Origin of the sequence: Henriciella marina DSM 19595 (genome assembly GCF_000376805.1) — a bacterium.
GTDB lineage: Bacteria > Pseudomonadota > Alphaproteobacteria > Caulobacterales > Hyphomonadaceae > Henriciella > Henriciella marina.
Genome location: NZ_AQXT01000002.1, coordinates 1,368,000 through 1,386,469 on the forward strand (window position 1 = coordinate 1,368,000; position 18,470 = coordinate 1,386,469).

Sequence of the window (18,470 nt, forward strand, 5' to 3'; positions counted from 1 at the left end):
CATGGCATTCCGGCCCGCCAGATACTTCCCCATCCTCGAATGGGGCCGCGAATATCGCCGCGATACGCTGGTCAATGACCTGATCGCGGCGGTGATCGTGACGATCATGCTGATCCCGCAATCGCTCGCCTACGCAATGCTGGCGGGCCTGCCACCTCAGATCGGGCTATACGCGTCCATCCTGCCGCTGATTGCCTATGCAATCTTTGGCACCAGCCGGACCCTCGCGGTCGGCCCGGTTGCCATTCTCTCACTCATGACCGCTGCGGCGGCCGGTAAAATCGCGCCACAGGGAACCGAAGCATATATCCAGGCCGCGCTTATCCTTGCGGTTCTGTCGGGCGCCATGCTGCTAGTTCTCGGGTTGCTGAAAGCGGGGTTTCTCGCCAATTTTCTGAGCCACCCGGTGGTCTCCGGTTTCATCACCGCCTCTGGAATTATCATTGCTGCCTCGCAGCTCAAGCACATCTTTGGAATTGATGCAGGCGGCCACAATCTATTCGAAATCATCGTCTCGCTTGTCCGCAATCTTGGAAGTATGAACCTTGCGACCGTCATTATCGGTCTTGCCTCCCTCATCTTCCTGTTCGGCTCGCGCCGTTTCCTTAAACCTGCCTTGATCAGGGCCCGACTATCCGAGAAGGCCGCCACCATCATCGCGCGGACGGGGCCGGTCATCGCCGTCATTGCAAGCATTCTCGCGGTCGCCCTTCTCCAGCTTGACGAGGCAGGCGTACGCATTCTCGGCGACGTCCCACGCAACCTTCCCGAGCTTGGTCTTCCAGCATTCAACCGGGAGATCTGGCTTCAGCTCATGGGCTCCGCCGCCCTGATAAGCCTCATCGGCTTTGTAGAATCGGTCTCGGTTGCCCAGACGCTGGCCGCCAAGAAACGCCAGCGCGTCGACCCCAACCAGGAGCTTATCGGGCTTGGCGTCGCCAGCCTGTCAGCTGGCGTCTCCAGCGGCTACCCGGTAACGGGCGGCCTCGCGCGCTCAGCGGTCAATTTCGATGCTGGGGCAGAAACACCTGCCGCGGGCGCCTTCACCGCCGTCGGCATCGCCCTCGCGACCCTCTTCCTGACGCCCTATCTCTTTTTCCTGCCGCAAGCGGTCCTGGCAGCGACCATCATCGTCGCCGTACTTTCCCTGGTCGATCTCAAGGCCATACGGCAGGTCTGGTCCTATTCGAAGTCAGACTTCAGCGCGATGGCTGCGACCATCCTCGTCACCCTGTTTGCAGGTGTCGAACTCGGCGTGACGACCGGTGTCGCCCTGTCGCTCTTCCTGCACCTCTATAATACCAGCCGCCCGCACTTTGCCCTGGTCGGTCAGGTGCCCGGCACCCATCACTTCCGCAATGTGAACCGTCACCGCGTTGTTATCTCTGACACGGCTCTCACCATCCGCATCGATGAAAGCCTTTATTTTGCGAATGCCCGCTTTCTAGAAGACACCGTCTATTGCGTCGTCAGCAATCGGCCAGACCTCAAACATCTTGTCCTCATGTGCTCTGCCGTGAACAGGATCGACGCGAGTGGCCTGGAAAGCCTTGAAGCCATCAATGAACGCCTGCGCGACGCCAATGTCGACCTCCATCTTTCGGAAGTAAAAGGCCCTGTCATGGACCGGCTGAAGCGCTCGCACTTCCTCGAAGAGCTGAGCGGAAACGTCTACCTCAACACCTATGACGCGATGGAGGACCTCGACCTCGATTGCGTACAGGCCGCCTTCAGCAAGGACGCCAAAACCACAAGCCCGGACGCAATCCCCTGCCCCTCTCTCGCGCTGGCCGGTTTCGAGCGTGCTTAGGTTTACACCGGCCAACTGGCGAAGCTCACAGAAGCAACAATAGCCTTTTTGTGGCTGGATGGATGCCTCCGAACATGCCTCTACCACAACGTCTCCAAGGGCGGGGTGACTCAGGATTCCGGTTGCGGTATCAGTCCCATCGATTCACGCTTGGGAAAATTGTTCTGACCCAATTGCCTGCAATCGAAATCCACGAGGAAGCCTAAGTGCTATCATTCGAAGACACACTTCGCGGCAGGAAATGCCTGGTCACAGGCCAGACGGGGTTCACCGGCGGGTGGCTTTCAGTCTGGCTCAATAAGATCGGCGTTGCGCCTTCGGGATTTGCGCTTGCGCCGCAGACCACGCCCAATCTCTACGAGGCCGCATCGGTTGGTGAAGCAGTCGACGACCGGCTGATCGATCTTCGCGATTTTGAGAAAATTCGCGATTTCGTAGACGAAAAAAAGCCGGAAATTATCTTCCATCTCGCGGCGCAGCCCATTGTTTCGCGCGGTTTTGAAGACCCGCTTGAGTCGTTTCACGTTAATGCGCTTGGCACTGCAAACCTTCTGGAAGCAGCCCGTCTGTCCAAGAGCGTCAAAGCTGTCGTCTGCATCACGACCGACAAGGTTTACCACGAGCAATCCTGGCCGTGGGCTTATCGTGAAAGTGATACGCTAGGCGGCAAGGACCCTTATAGCGCCTCCAAAGCGGCGGCCGAAATCATCACGCGCTCCTATCAGGAAACACTCTCTGGCCGAGGGAACGGGGTCCGCATCGCGACCGCCCGCGGCGGAAACATCATTGGTGGAGGGGACTGGGCCGATAATCGCATTGTTCCAGATTTCGTTCGCGCTCATCTTAGCGGATCCAGACTTCCACTCCGCAACCCGGGCGCAGTGCGGCCTTGGCAGCACGTGCTCGCTCTCTGTCATGGCTACCTCGCACTGGCGGCCGGTCTGATAGGCGAGAACGGAGACAAGTTTGTTGGCGCCTACAATTTCGGACCATCAGATCAACGCGGGTTTACGGTTGCCGAGCTGATCAATGCCCTCAACAAGAATTGGCCCGCAGTAAGCACAGACATGGAGCCAGGGTGGTTTCCAGAAGCTGGTTTTCTTCGCGTCGATTCCTCTAAAGCGCACCGCGACCTTGGCTGGGTGCCACCTCTGAAGTTTGAAGATACCGCTCGTCTGACAGCGGAATGGTATCGGGGTTATGCCAAAGACGACAGCTCGGCGCGGGCTCTGACTGAATCGCAAATCGATTTCTACCGAGACGCGATTGCGGCTGCAGGTAGCTAAAGTGCGCGTTCTAATCACAGGTGCAAACGGGTTTATTGGTCGATGGCTGACGCGCCGATTGGCGGCTGATGACGCCGTTGAAACCGTCGCGGCGATACGCGCGCCTAATTCTGTTCAGTTTGAGGGAGCTCGAGCCACCAGGCTTTCAGATCTTGCCGACCGCACCGAAGTGCACGACGTCATCAATTCGGTTGCACCTGACATTATCATCAATCTTGCCGCCTATGGTGTGAGCCCGGACAGGCGCGACCCTGTCGCCATGTTTAATGTGAATGCAGCGGCGCCAGTCGCGATCGTCCAGGCCGCGAGCGCCCTCGGAGCGGCGGTCGTTGGCGTTGGTTCGCAGAGCGAGTACACGGCGAACAACGTTGTAGAGCAGCAGATTCAGGAGACCGATCCAATCGGTTCGCAGGCGCTTTATGGCGCCTCCAAAGCGTCCGCCTGGCTAGGGGCGAGCGCTACAGCCCGCCAGCTTAATTGCTCATATATTCACCTTCGGCTCTTCAATACTTACGGGCATGGGGAGGCCGCGCATCGGCTGTTGCCCACCCTCGCGCGAGCAGCTAGGACCGGCGACAAAGCAGTGCTATCAGATGGGCTTCAGGTGAGAGATTTTGTCTATATCGAAGACGCGGTCGAAAGTCTGGTCGCCGCTGCTCATCTGGCCAACAGGCAGCGTTCAGGACTGGTCGAGGCGGTGAATGTCTGCTCGGGGGACGGGACAAGTGTCCGCCGGTTTGCTGAAATCGCTGCCAGCGCGTTTGGATTGCCCCCGCAACAACTCTCTTTCGGTACGATCGGCCGTCGGCCAGACGACCTTCCCTATATCGTCGGCTCGCCAGAAAAGGCCTTTTCACTCTTGGGGTGGACCGCCCGACACAGTGTCTCTGAAGGACTGGCCAAGGTCGCGGCCATGCAGGCAGCACCAAACTCTGAGAGCCTCCAATGACGGAGCGTGCTAATCTTTCAAAAGCGGCCTCGCCGCGTAAGCTCATCAGTATCTGCATCCCGGTTTTCAACGAGGCCGAGAATGTTGACCGCCTCGTTGAGCGTTTGGCCTCAATGACCGAGGCGGAACCGGGCTACGATTTCGAGTTTCTATTTACCGACAACGCAAGTACCGACGCCACGTTCGAGCGTCTATGCGAGCTGTCAGTGGCGGACAAGCGCGTTCGGGTGCTTCGGTTTTCGCGAAACTTCGGCTTTCAGAAGTCGATTCTGACCAACTATCTCAACTGCAGGGGCGAGGCCGCGGTCCAGATTGATGCCGATCTGCAAGACCCTCCTGAGTTAATCAGCGAATTCCTCCGCGCGTGGGAGACTGGCTACAAGGTTGTCTACGGAGTTCGTCGCCGGCTGCCTGAATTCTTTCTCAAACGGTGGGGGCGGCGGCTGTATTATCGCCTCGTGACCTTGCTCAGCGAGACCGATCTTCCCAAGGACGCGGGTGATTTCCGGCTGATTGACCGTGCGATTATTGAAGAGCTGCGCCTCATGCAGGAGCAGTCGCCTTATCTTCGCGGTGCGATCGCCGCTATGGGACATGCACAAACGGGCGTGGTTTATGACCGCGACAAACGAACGGCCGGAAAATCGAAATTCGGCATTGCGAAGCTGGTAGAATTCGGGATCGACGGCATTACCAGCCAGTCGACCCGCCCGCTTCGTTTCGTCACCCTGTTCGGCTTCCTTGTGTCTTTCGCGTCAATTCTGGCGGCCTTTGCCTACCTTGCGAATTTCATATTCAGTGCAGAAAGAACGCCGGACGGCTTCACGACACTGATACTAATCGGACTTGCGTCACTTGGTCTGAATTCTCTTTTCATCGGCCTGTTAGGCGAATACGTTGGCCGGATATTCAATAACACCCGCGGCTTGCCTATGGCGGTAATTACAGACCGCGTAGAGCATGTTAATGGGCGCGATCAAACAGAGAGCGCCGCTGATTTGACGGGGAACCGCACATGAAAGTCGTCATCCTTGCAGGCGGTTTCGGTACGCGCCTGGCCGAAGAAACTGACGCCAGACCCAAGCCCCTCGTTGAAATCGGCGGGAAGCCAATCCTGTGGCACATCATGAAGGTCTACGCTGCGGCGGGCTTCAATGAGTTCGTGATCTGCTGTGGCTACAAGGCCTCGATGATAAAGTCGTATTTCGCCAACTATTTTGTGCAGAATTACGATCTTACCGTCGACCTCGCGCGCAACACTCTCGATTTTCATGGCAAGCCGCAGGAGTCCTGGCGGGTCTCTCTCATCGACACAGGCCTTCACACGATGACTGGCGGCCGGGTCAAGCGGGTCGCCGAGTACCTGAACGGTGAGACCTTTTGCCTGACCTATGGAGACGGCGTTGCCGATATCGATATCAAGGCCCTGATCGCGCACCACAAGAAAATGAAACGAAAAGCCACTGTAACGGCTGTTCCGGCACCTGGCAGGTTTGGCGTGCTCGGGACAGACGGGTCTGGAATTGTGCAGCAGTTCCGCGAAAAGCCTCACGATGAAGTCGGCCGGATAAATGGCGGCTTTTTCGTTCTGGAACCGAGCGTCTTTGACTATATCGACGGCGATTCCACGAGTTTTGAGCGCGAACCCTTGCAGAGACTTGCGGCCGATGGCGAACTTGCCGCCTATGAACACTCCGGGTTCTGGCGTCCTATGGATACGCTGCGCGACAAGCGTGAACTCGAAACGCTATGGGAAAGCGGCAATGCCCCCTGGAAGGTCTGGTAAATCATGGATCCTGCACAAAGAGCCGTCGCTGAAGAGTTTGACCGCTATCAGGAAAACTACAAATCGGCCGTCGACGATGCACTGGCATTCTCGTCCCTGAATGCGGATTTCTTCACAAAGGTCAAAGAAGCCTACCTCGTCGACCTGATCGAAGATGGGCTGGGCCCCGTTGATCAGCAAACCGTCCTCGATGTCGGCTGCGGGGTCGGGGTCTATCACGGCATGCTCGCCCCCAAACTGAAGGCCCTTCACGGCTGCGATGTGTCCGAGGCCTGTCTTAAGCGCGCCGAGGAATCCAATCCATCGGTCAACTATAAATCCTATGACGGCGCGACGCTCCCTTACGAAGATGGGAGCTTTGATCTCGCCTTCGCGATTTGCGTCGTACATCACGTACCACAGGAAAGCTGGCCGCATTTTTTCTCCGAAATGGCGCGCGTTGTGCGCGCCGGTGGTCTTGTTGCCATCTTTGAGCACAATCCGCGCAATCCGCTGACAATGCGGGTCGTCAACAACTGCCCATTCGATGCCGATGCGGTTCTCCTGAATTCTAAGGAAACCTCGCGGTTGATCACCGAAAGCGGTCTCGATATCTGGCGCCGCAAACACATTCTGTCGATCCCAGCAGCCGGATCTGCGCTGCGAAGCGTTGACCAGATGCTGTCCTGGATCGGCCTCGGTGCACAGTATTATGTCGCCGGCCGCCGAACAGGCTCATGAGCATGGCTCAAAGTGCACAAAACCCAGGTGTATTCGGCAGAGCCAGAGAATGGTTCGACTTTCTGACGAAAGCCCGCTTTATTCGCTTTGGGATGGTGGCCGGTTTTTCCGGTGCCGTTTATTTCGTCGCCGTCTTCATCTTCTCGAAATTGGCAGGCATCTCCCCAGGCCTCGCCAGTGCGCTTGCATATTGCGCCGCCATCCCGGCCAACTTTCTTGGACAAAAGCTCTTTACCTTCCGCTCCACGAACAAGCCCGTTCAGGAGATCGGTCCTTATCTGCTGCTTCAGGCCGTCAATATTGCTATCTCCGGTCTCACCATGTCGGTTCTGGTAAACCAGCTGGGGGCGCCAGTGCTCGTGGGCGGGGCTGGCGTCATTCTCACCATTTCCGTCGTCAGCTATTTGTCGATGGCCCTCATCTTTTCAAACAGGCCGCGCGAAACCTCGCGGCAAAGTGGAGGCGAGCGCTGATGCGATCCCTTTTGAAACTCCCCGCCATGTATGAAGGATTTCAGGCCCGACTGGGTTTCGCGCAAGCGAGAAAGAAAGCCTTCGACCGTCACTTGTCGATCCCTCCAAAAAGTCGGGTTCTCGACATTGGATGCGGCCCGGGAAACATCATCCAGTACCTTCCAGACGACATGGATTATCACGGGTTCGATCTGGAGCCCGCATACATTGAATCGGCTCAGAAACGCTTTGCCGGACGGCACACTTTCCATTGCCGCGAGTTCGATCTTGCTGCCGCCGAAGAGTTCGGCCCGGCTGACGTCGTCATGTTCAATGGTGTCCTGCACCATATGGATGACGAGATCGCGTTGAGCGTCCTTCAGGCCGCCAAGAAAGCGATTGGCGACACCGGTTTGGTCTTCACACTCGACGGGTGTTACAAGCAAGGCCAGTCACGTCTGGCGAAGGTCCTGCTCGACCTTGATCGCGGCGAATACGTTCGCGACGAAAAGTCTTATGAAGCCATCATGCGCAGCGTATTCGACGATGTCGAAATACACGTCCATGAGGATTTAAGCCCCATTCCTTATACGTTCGCGATCATGGTCGGGCGGACCAATACTGTGGCTGCGAATTCATAGCCGTAAACTTAGGGCGATAATTTATGCTGTACGAGGTTTTTACGGGAATCGTCCTCTTTGGATTCTTCACGGCGCTGGGGCTTGTCGCGATTGTCCCGCTTGTTCGCGAAGCGTCTCGATCAGATGCAAAGACGGCCACTAGTCTGGTTCTGTGTGCGCCTGCCCTTGGCCTCGCGGTGACCACCATTCTTGTGGTGGCGTGCTATTTCTACCTGGGGGCCACCCAGCTTTGGGCCTGGCCAGTAACGATAATTGCAGGTGTTCTCGCCCTGGTTTTAGCAGGCCGCATGCTATGGAAGCAGAGAAAGTCTTCTCAGGTTTCGCTCAAGCCTGGGCTCGGTATTGCCGCTATTGCTTGTGTCGCCGCCATCTATGCCACGCCGCCGATTGTGTCTGGTCCAGACGCCGTGTTCATTCGCGCGGATTCATCCGACGCCTTTATGTATGTGACACTTTCGGAAAACACACGCGTTGCTGACCGCGACCTGCTACGTGCCGCGGGCCGAGGAGAGTTGCTGGCCGACGGGCAAACCCCTGCGGCAACGGAGTTGGTAAAACGAAATCCGCTCGGCTTGTACTCTGCTCGCTTTGTTGATCGCCTGCGATTGGGCACCTATTCGATACTTGGCTGGTTCGCACATCTCACATCGCTCCCCGTTTCCAGTATTCTCTGGATTTTTGGCGGTGTAACTAGCGCAGCTTCAGCCGCCGCCGCATTTTCGCTGGCTCGCGTCATGGGTGCAGGAACACGTTTTGCTGCGCTCGCATCCGTGGCTGTCGCGACTGGCTACTGGCAGTTCGTTGCCATTGACCGGGAAAATTTCAGCACGGCACACGTGCTCCCACTCCTGCTGTCGATTGCTGCAATATGGCCGTCCGTCTGGGAGAGGCTAACGGGGTCTGAACGGGGATTTCGGGAGGCATTGCCGAAGACCATCGTCGCCCTGGGCTCGATCTCGGTCCTCTATGCCGCAACGTTCATCGCCTATATCGAGATGCTTCCCTTTGCCTTGGCCGCCCTGCTTTTGGCCGCCTTCATAAGCATCGCCAAAATGGAAAGCCGCCCCCTGCCGGCACTTGCTGCGTTCTGCTTGCCCATAGGCGTAGCCGTGGGGATACTGCTTCTCTCAAATCAGCTGTTTCATAACATTGCGGTTTTCATGGCACAGCTGAATCTGGCCGCCTCCGTCGACTCCTCGATCGGGGATTATCCGACCCACGAATTCATGCTTCAGAATCTGATGACGGCAACAGTCGGTCTTGCATGGATTGATGGTGTCATTCGCGGCGCCGGAATCGACTGGCGGATCGGCGCGAGTCTCGAATGGACGATTTCATTCGCTACGACCCTTGTTCTGATTTCACTGGCTCCTCTGACGCTCCTTCGGCGCTATGCAGCTCTTCGTTTTCCATATGCATTGATGTGCGCTGGCATTATCGTCGCATTTTATGGCGTTTGGCTTCCGGACCCGTATTACGTTTTAAAAGGTATGCCTATCGCGGCGCCATTCATGGCCGTTCTCATCTCAGTCTGGCTGTCAGCGGTCACAAATGAAGTTCAGCGCGCCAGCCCTCGTCACCACTTCAATCCGGCTACCGTCAGATCTCTATCAATCGCACCAATCGCCTCTTTGGGCGCGATCGCGACGTTTGGAGGTGTTGCAACGGTCACCACAGTTTCGAATGAATATCCAAATTACGTGACGTTCCTCGAAAAAGAGAGACAGTTCGATATCAGGCCGATAATCGAAGCCGCCAAGGCGCGGCAGGCGTGCGGCCTGATCGTCTCCATCAATCCGGTACATCAACAATGGGGTTGGGCCGCGTATGTCGTCGAGCAGACGGCACCGCTGCATCCCATCTATACCGATGGATACCTCACAGATAACGCCCCGCAGATGGCCCAGCTCAATTTGGATAATGATGTGGCGTCAGCAGATTTCGTAATCGCGGAACAAGGCGATCCACGCTATGCGGACACCCGGCCGATCGTCATTTACGGCGGACTGGCTCTATCCGCCCTAACGGATGCGACCGAATGCAAATGAAATTGAACGCTCATTCCCCCAATTCGGGCCTGCACAGACCTCTGAAAGCACCGCTTTTCAAAGTCGTAAGCTGCGGCGCGCTTGCGGGCTTTATCGCTCTCTCAGCCTGTGGACCTACGGTGGTATTTGACCGCGAATACAGGATCGTCCCATCAGATGCAGACGTGAAATATCAGGTTAAAGGGTCCGAGAAACTCAAAGCTGACCTGCCCGCAGGTGGTCTAATCCATTTCATTTTCGAAGATTTACCCGTTGAAGGCGGTGACCGTCTCGAAACGACCGTTCAGATGTCATTCCCGGAAGGGCGACTGGATTTATTCCTGATGGCTCATTGCGGCGTGGCCAACGACCCTGAATTCACGAAAACGCACTGCATGGCCAGCAACGGCAGCCAGTCCTGTTCTATTTCACACCAGTATTCCAAGGATTTTGAATGCGTTCGAACGTCAATTCATAATCCAACGAGCAACCCCATCACTGTCAATATTTCGAAAGTGACAATCAAGGAGTTCGCAAACTGAACTTCAGTGGACGTGATGGCGCTGCTAGGCTTGGCCGACCTTCCTGAATCGGCCTTTCGAAGGAAACTTACCCCGCCCCGTGGTGATATCCACTGGCCGCCTTCAGCCCTTGCCACGGCCCTTACTTGTGGCATTATAAGTGTCATAAGTTGGGGCAGCGCATGCGGTTGGTCAGATGGTTGGTTGTGCTTGTTTCGGGCGTCTGTCTTTTCGGCGGGCTTTCCGGGCAAGCACAACCGGAAATGGCGCCTTCTCCAGAGGCAACAATTACCCGACCGAACTTCGTCATCCTGCTGATCGACGACGCGGCCTTTATGGACCTTGGCGTCTATGGCGGTGAGGCGGCAACACCAAACATAGATACGCTTGCCGCACGCGGGGTGATGTTCACGCGTTATTATACCTCGCCGCTCTGTGCGCCCTCGCGCGCGATGCTGCTGACGGGCGTCGATAATCATCTCACAGGCGTTGCGACCATTCCGGAGGTCCTGCCGCCGGAACATATCGGTCAGCCTGGCTATACAATGGAGCTGGAGCCTGGCGTCCAAACAATCGCGGCCAGACTAAAGCCGCTCGGCTACCGAACGCTCTTTACCGGCAAGTGGCATCTTGGCAGCGGTGAAGGCGCCCTTCCCTCGGATCACGGGTTTGAACGGTCTTTCGCCCTCGATGCATCCGGCGCGGACAATTGGGACGACAAGTCCTACATGCCCTACTATAGCGACGCTCCCTGGTATGAGGATGGCGCGCCCGCCGACCTGCCGGACGACTTCTACTCGTCTGAATTCATCGTCGACCGGATGATCAGCTATCTGGAAGAAACAGACGAGACGGCACCGTTCCTCGCCTATCTCGGATTTCAGGCTATTCACATTCCTCTCCAGGCACCCGCGGAGATCACGGCAAAATATCGCGGCACGTACCAGGATGGTTGGCAGGCCTTGCGGGAGGCACGCTGGCAGCGCGCGCAGGAGCTAGGGCTTGTACCGGTCGGCGCGCCACTTGCCCCTATGCCTCCCGATATGCGGCTCTGGGAAAACCTTAGCGAGGAGGAGCAGGCGCTCTATGCGGCGCGGATGGCGGTCAACGCCGCCATGCTGGAAGCGATGGATGTTCATATAGGACGGCTTATCGATCACCTGAAAGCGTCTGGAGACTATGAGAACACTGTCTTCCTCGTCACCTCGGACAATGGGCCAGAGCCGACACGCGGCGACAATGACTGGCGGCTTCGCCTCTGGATGGCGATGCACGGCTATCATATCGGCCTTGATGGTATTGGTGAGGCGGGGAGCTGGGCTTTCATCGGCCCAGAATTCGCCATGGCGGCCGCGTCGCCGGGAAACCTGTTCAAATTCTATGGAGCCGAAGGCGGCATCCATGTGCCAATGATCATGGCCGGGCCGGGACTGCCCGAAAACATAAGACAGGATGCACTGGTTCAGGTCACCGATATCGCGCCAACATTCCTGGAGATGGCGGGTGCCCCCGCCGCATCAGATGGCGTCGCAATAACGGGACGCAGTATTTTGCCACTTCTGACGGGTACCACTGAGACCGTTTATGGACTGGATGAACCGATCGGCATCGAAGTGTCGGGCAACTCGGCCCTTATTCGCGGCAATTACAAGATTACCCGCAATCAGCGCCCCTGGGGCGACGCGCAATGGCGTCTTTACGATCTCAGGCAGGATCCCGGCGAAACAACCAACCTTGCAGCAGCCCGGCCGGATCTGATGGCTAGCATGCTCGCAGACTATGACGTCTACGCCGAAGGTATGGGCGTGCTCGCCGTGCCGGAAGGCTATGACAGCCATGCCATCCTGACCCGCAATACACAGCTACGTCAGCTGCGCACCTATTGGTGGGTGCCCGTTGTCTTGCTGATCTTCCTGTTGGCCCTGCTCTGGGGCGCATGGCGTCTGGCGCGGCGCCTACGCCATACCCAACAGACCTGACCCTTTTTCAGAGAGTGCCGAGCCATGTGGAAGAAAATCGTTCTGGGCGTCGTCATAGTCGTCCTGGCATGTATCGGACTTGCCTGGCTCAACCGCGAGTCGGTGGTCCTTTTCATCGCTACGCATTCAGGCAAACAGGATGTTGGGGCGAACCGAGAAATCAACTGGCAACAGGGCCCGGCTGAAGCCGCCCTCAGCGCGAAAGACCGCCCGCCCAACGTCGTCTTTATCCTTGCCGATGACCTTGGCTATAATGATATCTCGACATTTGGTGGCGGGGTCGCTGGCGGAGCGGTTCAGACCCCGAACATAGACCGGCTGGCGCGCGAGGGCGTGATTTTTACCAACGCCTATTCCGGGACAGCAAGTTGCGCCCCGTCCCGCGCCATGCTGATGACCGGGCGCTATCCAACTCGTACTGGCTTTGAATTCACGCCGACGCCAGATGGCATGGGCCGCATCATTTCGATGGTTTCAAGAGGCCAAAGCAACAGCTTTCCCCCAATCGAGTGGAACCAGGCGGCAGCCGAAAGCTCGCCACCCTTCAACCAGCAAGGTCTGCCAAGCTCTGAGGTCACCGTTGCGGAAATCCTTGCCGACGCCGATTATCACACGGTGCATATCGGCAAATGGCATCTTGGACGGGGGGCGGAATTTGGGCCGAACGCACAGGGCTTCGATGAAAGCCTTCTCATGGCGAGCGGTCTCTACCTGCCCGAATCTGATCCTTCCGTTGTCAACGCAAGGCTGGATTTCGACCCCATCGACAAATTCCTCTGGGCGCGGATGCAATACGCCGCCAGTTACAATGAAAGCGACTGGTTCGAGCCGGGGGGCTATTTGACAGACTATTGGACGCAGGAAGCCCAGTCTGTCATTCGGGCCAATAAGAACCGGCCATTCTTCCTCTATCTTGCCCACTGGGGCACCCACACGCCGTTACAGGCCACGCGTGAAGACTATGAAGCCGTGGGCGATATCGAACCGCACCGCTTGCGCGTCTACGCCGCCATGGTCCGCGCGCTGGATCGTAGTGTCGGCGACATTCTCGACACGCTTGAGGAAGAGGGTCTTTCTGAGAATACGATCGTGGTCTTCTCCAGTGACAATGGCGGCGCCGATTATGTCGGCCTGCCCGACATCAACGCGCCCTACCGCGGCTGGAAACTCACGCTTTTCGAGGGCGGTATCCGCGTGCCACTCTTCATGCGCTGGCCCGCTCGCATACCGGCGGGCACCGAAGTTTCCGCGCCAGCCGCGCATATCGATCTGTTGCCAACCCTTGCCTCTGCCTGCGGGGCCTCGCTGCCCCCAAATGTCGAGATCGATGGACGGGATCTTCTTGGTCTTGCGACCGGTGAAGCGGTGCCCGGCGCCGATGACCCCATCTTCTGGCAAAGCGCCTATTACCGCGTCGTCCGGCAGGGGGACTGGAAGCTTCAGGTGAGTGAGCGGCCAGAAAAGGTCTGGCTGTATGACCTCTCAAACGACCCGACCGAGCGCATGAATCTCGCGAGCCAGCGCCCCGACAAGGTCGAGATTTTGAAACACCTTCTGGAAGATCATCAGAGCACCGCCCGGACACCGCTTTATCCCTACACATTGGAAGGCCCGGTTGCGATCGACAGCACGCGCGCCGACGAGCTTCGCCAGGGCGAAGAGATCATCTACTGGCCAAACTAGGCCTCGTCAGGAACGTCCCTCAAAAGGGCATTCACAGACCGAGTGAGCACTCTCTCAGCTTTATCTGCCGACAGCTCCTGGTCCTGTCGCAAGCGGCGCCAGGCCTGAAACCCTGTTAAAAGCTCAAGTGCCCCAAGCAGCGTCTCATCGTCGAGGATACTCTGCGGAAGGAGGTTCTTCAGACCGGCCTGCTCCATGATCAGGAAATGGCGATAGGCATAGCCAAGTTGCGGCGAAGCAAACCGCCGTAGGCCTGCTGCGATTTTCAGGGGCATGATGCGCTCATAGATCCTGGCCCGCCGCCCAATCAATTCATGAATACGCTCACGCCAGCCCTGCGCTTCCCATGGCGTCATCACGATCGGCAAAATCTCTCTTTCAAGCCGCTCCGACATTTCGCGGTAGAGGCCGTCCATGTCGTCAAAATGCCGGAAAACCGTCCGCAGCCCGACGCCAGCTTCTTCGGCGACGCTGGCGGCGCTCGGATCCATATCTCCCGCCTCGATCAAGGCGAAGAGCGCGTCGACGATCTGTTCGCGGCTGCGCTGGCTACGCGCTTTGCGGCCGTCACCGGAGGTGTCGTCGCTGACAAGTCTGATATCTGGCTTCTCTGTCATGCAGCGTGTTCTAGAGCTGGCAGCGCTTCAGTCGAGCAGTTTATGGCGAACGATGCGATCGCTGCCCGCTGGCAGGCTAATCATGAGGCCATCCTCGCCAATCGCGGCCCGGCCATTGAACGCATCATCAACGCCCTCCAGGAAAGGGGCATGCAAGAATTTGTTCGGCAAAGGCGGCACCATATGGGTGAACACCAGTTCCCGCACGCCCGCGTCTTGGGCCGTTTCGGCGGCTTCAACAGGGCTTGCATGATAATCGAGAATATCCCTGAAGATCTTGGATAGAGATGCATCGCCATTCGAGGCCGCCGCATCCGCCAGTGTCGCCACCATTTCCCGGTTCAGGGCTTCGTGAATGAGGAGGTCAGTGCCCGCCGCAGCGCTTGCAACTGCCTCGCTCTTGACCGTGTCACCGCTGATTGTGACCGACCTTCCCGCGTAATCGACGCGGTAGCCAAAAGCCGGCGAGACAGGGCTGTGATCGACCAGGAACGCTGAAACGCGTGCGCCGACAGCATCGAACACAACCCGGGAGCTGCCATCCGGGGGCAGATCAAGCTCGGTCGCGGCGGCGCCGAACCCAGCCGGGTTGGCAATGTCCTCGCCATGATGGGCGATCCGGTAGCCCGCATCGGTGCGGTAGGCCTGAATAAACCCATCAACCACGGGGGTTATCCCGACCGGGCCTGAAATCTCGACCGGGCTGGACCGCGATCCCCCCACCCAGGCCTGCAGCATCAACTCACCGAGACCGTCAATGTGATCAGAATGCAGATGCGTGAAATAGACATGCTCGGTCTCACCAACCGGAAACCCCATCCGCGCCAAGTTTCTTATACTGCCTGAGCCTGTGTCGAAAACAAATCCCATCCGTCCCGCCAGAACACCGACGCACGGCCCTGCGCGGTCCGCATCCGGCAACGGGGAGCCAGTCCCGCAGAGATAGACATGGAGGCCGTCGTCCAGATCTTCGCTCTGATCAACCCCAACCAGCTGCCCGGCCATCCGCTCATAGACATGCCCGCCGATCTGCATCCTGAACAGCCAGAGCCCCGCGAGGGCGATAAGGCCGATCACTGCCAGTCCGAACGCGCCCCGCACCACCCATCTCATCGCTCAATCCCTCGCCAACAGACGCCGCGCCCAATCGGCATCGCCAAGATCTGGCGGCAGCACACATTCGATGTTCAACTGACCTTTCAGGCCCGCTGCCCGGTGAACCGCTGCCTCCTGCCAGGCTTCGGACATGGACATGGCCACCATGTCGGACCGGCGCGGATACTCGGCGATTGCAATCTCGTCCCAAAGCTCTTCGACACGGCCGAGCGACAGAAAATTCACATCGAGCGCCAGGATAACCCGGCCTCCAAAGTCTTTCAGGATTTCTGAAACGGCGCGCCCATAGATCTGGTAGGCTTCGCGCCCCGATAGGTCGGATTCTCGGCCATCGGCATACTCGGCCTTCTCCCGGAATTTCAGGAGGTTGAGCATGTAGATCGGGCCGTCCGGACCTGGCTGCATCATGGCCTCGACCTGTTTGGAGTCGCTCGGCATCAGTTCATTGGTGACGTCCATGTTTCCCTCTCTCAAACAGGCTTGTCGCCTGCAATCGCACCCGCATTCGAAACGTCCAGAGCGCGATTCAAAGCATCCTCGATTACCCAGAGCCGGTCCTGTCCCCAGATGGAACCATCGCCAACCCGAAAGCTCGGCACACCCCAGATCCCGAGCGCCATCATCTCGCTACGATTGGTCTCTGCTTCTGCCCGCCAATGATCACCGCCAATCAGCGTCTTTGCGTCCGACCAGCGAAGGCCGGCACGTTCGGTGATCTGCTTGAGACCCTTATCAGTGCCAGCATCCAGCCCCTCGGCCCAGACCCCGCTTAGAAAGCTCTGTGTAAACTCATAACCTTTGCCCTCTTTGATCGCCCAAGGCAGGATTGCGTAACCGCGCTCGACAGGCGTGCCGACAGGGTCGCAGACCTTTCCGAATGGAATGTCCATGCGCCGCGCTTCGCGCGCCGTGTCCTTAAGGATATAGAGCCCCTTCATGCGCGGGACTGGCAGGCCCCGCATCACCATCGGCAAGACGAACCGGAGCCTGAGGGTTGCGCCATAGGCCTCAGCAAGCGCTTTGGCGCGCTTGGCCGCGATTGCCGTGTAGGGGCTTCGGAATGACAGGTAGAAGTGAAGCTCAGCTTTGCCACCGAATTTGCCTACAGGGATCGCTTCCAGCACAGCTGGCGGAGCAAACAGGAATTCCCCGTGTCTGACGTCCTGGTCAGCCCCTTCATCTTGCAGGCGGGCTTCAAGATAGTGAAGCCGGTCGAGCCCCCAATACCATTCGCCTTGATAATGGAAGGTCGCGCCGAGATAATGACCCAGCTTGTCGCGCCGGGCATTCCCGTCTTCAACCAGGTCCGCGGCCTTTGCCCACCCGCTGGGCGCCTCGCCCTCCCCGGCCCAGAGCCAGCTTCCGATCGCGGCAGCCTCCTCTGCGAAGCGATCTGCCTCGATGGCTGCAGCCAGAGCGCCAAGCGCGACCTCGATCTTGTCATCGATCGGCTGCGCCCCTCGGTCTTCGAAGACAAGCCCGGCTTTCGCAGCAAGCAGCGCGGCGTCCTTTCGTGAATAGCTGATCAGTTTTTCCCGGTCAGGCGCAGCCCAGTCCGGCGGGGGCGACACCAATCGAGGCGCCAGCTCGACATCATAACGCCTGCAGAACTCTGGTAATATCTGCGCTGTCAACTGGGAATAGGGATCGGCGACATCATGAAAATACTCAACCTGTCTCATCCGTCCCTCCCGTACGCGCTTCTTTTCGGCTGCAACCCTGCGCTGCTGCAGCCTTCTGGGGCCGGCCAATCGCGAACTCACGTGGGCCGATATGAAGCTCTTCAACGACACGTGACGATTGATCCCTTACTCGGTAGAGAGTATAATTTGGCACGTATAGTGTCAATTCTATTTGAATGGATTGTGGTGAATGGCCAAGAGTGTCAGGACGATATCAGGCCTCTGCTTTGCAGCCGTTCTGACAGGCTGTGGCCTCACTGCCTGCGCCCCATCTCCAATGCCGCCCCCCTCTCAGTCTGAACAATGCAGCGGTCCGGCGCAGTCAGGCATGGTTCCGGTGATCGGCGGGCAATTCCTGATGGGGTCTGATACCGATTACCGTGAGGAGGCGCCTCAACACCGAAAGGCGGTCGCAGATTTCATGATCGCCACCACGGAAGTCACGAACAGCGATTTTGCCGCCTTTGTCGAGGCCACCGGTTATGTGACCACGGCAGAACAGTCGCCTGATCCGGCCCTCCTGCCCAAGAACAGCCCTTCCAGTTTTCGCCAACCGGGCGCGGCTGTCTTTCTGTCACCGGACGGATCCACTGCAGGCAACTGGCGCTATATTCCGGGTGCAAACTGGCGCCATCCCGACGGGCCGGCAAGCGACATAGATGGCAGGGACAGCCACCCTGTTGTCCAGGTTTCGCTAGCGGATGCCAAGGCGTATGCATCATGGAAAGGTGCCCGCCTGCCGACCGAAGCTGAATGGGAATACGCTGCGCGCGCAGGGCGTCCTGCGACCCGCTATGAGTGGGGCGATACACCGCCAACGCCTGACGATCCGAAGGCGAATACATGGCAGGGCCTTTTCCCGGTCGCCGACACGGGCGCAGATGGTTTCAGGAGCCGCGCGCCCGTTGGCTGTTTTGAAGCAAACCCCTGGGGGCTTCATGATATGACCGGAAATGTCTGGGAATGGACAGCCAGCACCTACCAACAGGTCGGCCGGCAAACGGCCGATCAGGTCATGGTGGTCAAAGGCGGCTCCTATCTCTGCGCGGCCAACTTCTGCAGACGCTATCGTCCACCTGCGCGCCAGGGCCAGGAAGCCAGCCTTCCCACAAACCATATCGGCTTCCGCATTGCCGCCGACACTGCGGCAACTGCGCAAGAATGAGGTTATGCCCGAAGCCTTCCAGACTGGGTTCTGAAT

At 58.1% G+C, this 18,470-nt stretch carries 17 protein-coding genes; 13 read left to right on the forward strand and 4 right to left on the reverse strand.

Going from position 1 to position 18,470, the window contains the following annotated elements:
- Position 1 precedes the first annotated feature (1 nt).
- The 12 genes from F550_RS17090 to F550_RS0106750 all read left to right on the forward strand — a co-directional run bounded on the left by F550_RS17090 (position 2) and on the right by F550_RS0106750 (position 13,854).
- Positions 2 to 1,810 (forward strand): SulP family inorganic anion transporter, encoded by a 1,809-nt coding sequence (locus tag F550_RS17090; protein ID WP_018147765.1) that lies wholly within the window; start codon positions 2 to 4, stop codon positions 1,808 to 1,810.
- Between the two features lie 206 nt (positions 1,811 to 2,016).
- Complete coding sequence (rfbG, locus tag F550_RS0106700) at positions 2,017 to 3,096, forward strand: CDP-glucose 4,6-dehydratase (RefSeq protein ID WP_018147766.1); 1,080 nt, start codon at positions 2,017 to 2,019, stop codon at positions 3,094 to 3,096.
- Position 3,097: 1 nt separating this feature from the next.
- Entirely contained in the window at positions 3,098 to 4,045 is a 948-nt protein-coding gene (locus tag F550_RS17095) for an NAD-dependent epimerase/dehydratase family protein (RefSeq protein ID WP_169332256.1), read from the forward strand.
- Positions 4,042 to 5,064, forward strand: coding sequence for a glycosyltransferase family 2 protein (locus F550_RS17100; protein WP_018147768.1), 1,023 nt, complete (start codon positions 4,042 to 4,044; stop codon positions 5,062 to 5,064). Before F550_RS17095 ends, F550_RS17100 begins: the two co-directional genes overlap by 4 nt.
- On the forward strand, positions 5,061 to 5,831 hold the full coding sequence (gene rfbF, locus F550_RS0106715) for a glucose-1-phosphate cytidylyltransferase (RefSeq protein ID WP_018147769.1): 771 nt from the start codon (positions 5,061 to 5,063) through the stop codon (positions 5,829 to 5,831). Before F550_RS17100 ends, rfbF begins: the two co-directional genes overlap by 4 nt.
- Positions 5,832 to 5,834: 3 nt before the next feature.
- Positions 5,835 to 6,551 carry a class I SAM-dependent methyltransferase gene (locus F550_RS0106720; RefSeq protein WP_018147770.1) on the forward strand — a complete coding sequence of 239 codons (717 nt, stop codon included), beginning with the start codon at positions 5,835 to 5,837 and terminating at the stop codon, positions 6,549 to 6,551.
- Positions 6,548 to 7,024: a GtrA family protein gene (locus F550_RS0106725; protein WP_018147771.1), complete on the forward strand. Its 477-nt coding sequence runs from the start codon at positions 6,548 to 6,550 to the stop codon at positions 7,022 to 7,024. Before F550_RS0106720 ends, F550_RS0106725 begins: the two co-directional genes overlap by 4 nt.
- Entirely contained in the window at positions 7,024 to 7,644 is a 621-nt protein-coding gene (locus F550_RS0106730) for a class I SAM-dependent methyltransferase (protein WP_026180618.1), read from the forward strand. The genes F550_RS0106725 and F550_RS0106730 overlap by 1 nt, the downstream gene beginning before the upstream one ends.
- Positions 7,645 to 7,667: 23 nt before the next feature.
- Positions 7,668 to 9,692 (forward strand): hypothetical protein, encoded by a 2,025-nt coding sequence (locus F550_RS0106735; protein WP_018147773.1) that lies wholly within the window; start codon positions 7,668 to 7,670, stop codon positions 9,690 to 9,692.
- Positions 9,683 to 10,213: a hypothetical protein gene (locus F550_RS0106740; RefSeq protein ID WP_156807852.1), complete on the forward strand. Its 531-nt coding sequence runs from the start codon at positions 9,683 to 9,685 to the stop codon at positions 10,211 to 10,213. Before F550_RS0106735 ends, F550_RS0106740 begins: the two co-directional genes overlap by 10 nt.
- Before the next feature lie 242 nt (positions 10,214 to 10,455).
- The gene (locus F550_RS0106745) at positions 10,456 to 12,171 is read left to right on the forward strand and encodes an arylsulfatase (protein WP_018147775.1); all 1,716 of its coding nucleotides are present in this window, start codon (positions 10,456 to 10,458) and stop codon (positions 12,169 to 12,171) included.
- 24 nt (positions 12,172 to 12,195) lie between these two features.
- The gene (locus F550_RS0106750; protein WP_018147776.1) at positions 12,196 to 13,854 is read left to right on the forward strand and encodes a sulfatase; all 1,659 of its coding nucleotides are present in this window, start codon (positions 12,196 to 12,198) and stop codon (positions 13,852 to 13,854) included.
- Here F550_RS0106750 and F550_RS0106755 read toward each other — a convergent pair.
- The 4 genes from F550_RS0106755 to F550_RS0106770 are packed head-to-tail and all read right to left on the reverse strand — an operon-like array spanning position 13,851 to position 17,269.
- Positions 13,851 to 14,471: a TetR/AcrR family transcriptional regulator gene (locus F550_RS0106755; protein WP_018147777.1), complete on the reverse strand. Its 621-nt coding sequence runs from the start codon at positions 14,469 to 14,471 to the stop codon at positions 13,851 to 13,853. The two genes, F550_RS0106750 and F550_RS0106755, sit on opposite strands and share 4 nt — an antisense overlap.
- A 27-nt stretch (positions 14,472 to 14,498) precedes the next feature.
- Positions 14,499 to 15,584 (reverse strand): MBL fold metallo-hydrolase, encoded by a 1,086-nt coding sequence (locus F550_RS0106760; RefSeq protein WP_040500463.1) that lies wholly within the window; start codon positions 15,582 to 15,584, stop codon positions 14,499 to 14,501.
- Positions 15,585 to 15,587: 3 nt separating this feature from the next.
- Positions 15,588 to 16,046 (reverse strand): DUF1330 domain-containing protein, encoded by a 459-nt coding sequence (locus tag F550_RS0106765; protein ID WP_018147779.1) that lies wholly within the window; start codon positions 16,044 to 16,046, stop codon positions 15,588 to 15,590.
- 11 nt (positions 16,047 to 16,057) lie between these two features.
- On the reverse strand, positions 16,058 to 17,269 hold the full coding sequence (locus tag F550_RS0106770) for a DsbA family protein (protein WP_018147780.1): 1,212 nt from the start codon (positions 17,267 to 17,269) through the stop codon (positions 16,058 to 16,060).
- 328 nt (positions 17,270 to 17,597) lie between these two features.
- On the opposite strand from F550_RS0106770, the gene F550_RS0106775 reads away from it, so the two are divergent.
- A complete protein-coding gene (locus F550_RS0106775) occupies positions 17,598 to 18,434 on the forward strand; it encodes a formylglycine-generating enzyme family protein (RefSeq protein WP_018147781.1) in 837 nt (278 codons plus the stop codon).
- The last annotated feature ends 36 nt before the right edge of the window (positions 18,435 to 18,470 follow it).

Bases quoted from the DNA above. Each gene is read 5' to 3' on its own strand.
- F550_RS17090 (WP_018147765.1), top strand. From the start codon at position 2: ATGGCATTCCGGCCCGCCAGATACTTCCCCATCCTCGAATGGGGCCGC.
- F550_RS17100 (WP_018147768.1), top strand. From the start codon at position 4,042: ATGACGGAGCGTGCTAATCTTTCAAAAGCGGCCTCGCCGCGTAAGCTC.
- rfbF (WP_018147769.1), top strand. From the start codon at position 5,061: ATGAAAGTCGTCATCCTTGCAGGCGGTTTCGGTACGCGCCTGGCCGAA.
- F550_RS0106720 (WP_018147770.1), top strand. From the start codon at position 5,835: ATGGATCCTGCACAAAGAGCCGTCGCTGAAGAGTTTGACCGCTATCAG.
- F550_RS0106725 (WP_018147771.1), top strand. From the start codon at position 6,548: ATGAGCATGGCTCAAAGTGCACAAAACCCAGGTGTATTCGGCAGAGCC.
- F550_RS0106730 (WP_026180618.1), top strand. From the start codon at position 7,024: ATGCGATCCCTTTTGAAACTCCCCGCCATGTATGAAGGATTTCAGGCC.
- F550_RS0106735 (WP_018147773.1), top strand. From the start codon at position 7,668: ATGCTGTACGAGGTTTTTACGGGAATCGTCCTCTTTGGATTCTTCACG.
- F550_RS0106740 (WP_156807852.1), top strand. From the start codon at position 9,683: ATGCAAATGAAATTGAACGCTCATTCCCCCAATTCGGGCCTGCACAGA.
- F550_RS0106745 (WP_018147775.1), top strand. From the start codon at position 10,456: ATGGCGCCTTCTCCAGAGGCAACAATTACCCGACCGAACTTCGTCATC.
- F550_RS0106750 (WP_018147776.1), top strand. From the start codon at position 12,196: ATGTGGAAGAAAATCGTTCTGGGCGTCGTCATAGTCGTCCTGGCATGT.
- F550_RS0106755 (WP_018147777.1), bottom strand. From the start codon at position 14,471: ATGACAGAGAAGCCAGATATCAGACTTGTCAGCGACGACACCTCCGGT.
- F550_RS0106760 (WP_040500463.1), bottom strand. From the start codon at position 15,584: ATGAGATGGGTGGTGCGGGGCGCGTTCGGACTGGCAGTGATCGGCCTT.
- F550_RS0106765 (WP_018147779.1), bottom strand. From the start codon at position 16,046: ATGGACGTCACCAATGAACTGATGCCGAGCGACTCCAAACAGGTCGAG.
- F550_RS0106770 (WP_018147780.1), bottom strand. From the start codon at position 17,269: ATGAGACAGGTTGAGTATTTTCATGATGTCGCCGATCCCTATTCCCAG.
- F550_RS0106775 (WP_018147781.1), top strand. From the start codon at position 17,598: ATGGTTCCGGTGATCGGCGGGCAATTCCTGATGGGGTCTGATACCGAT.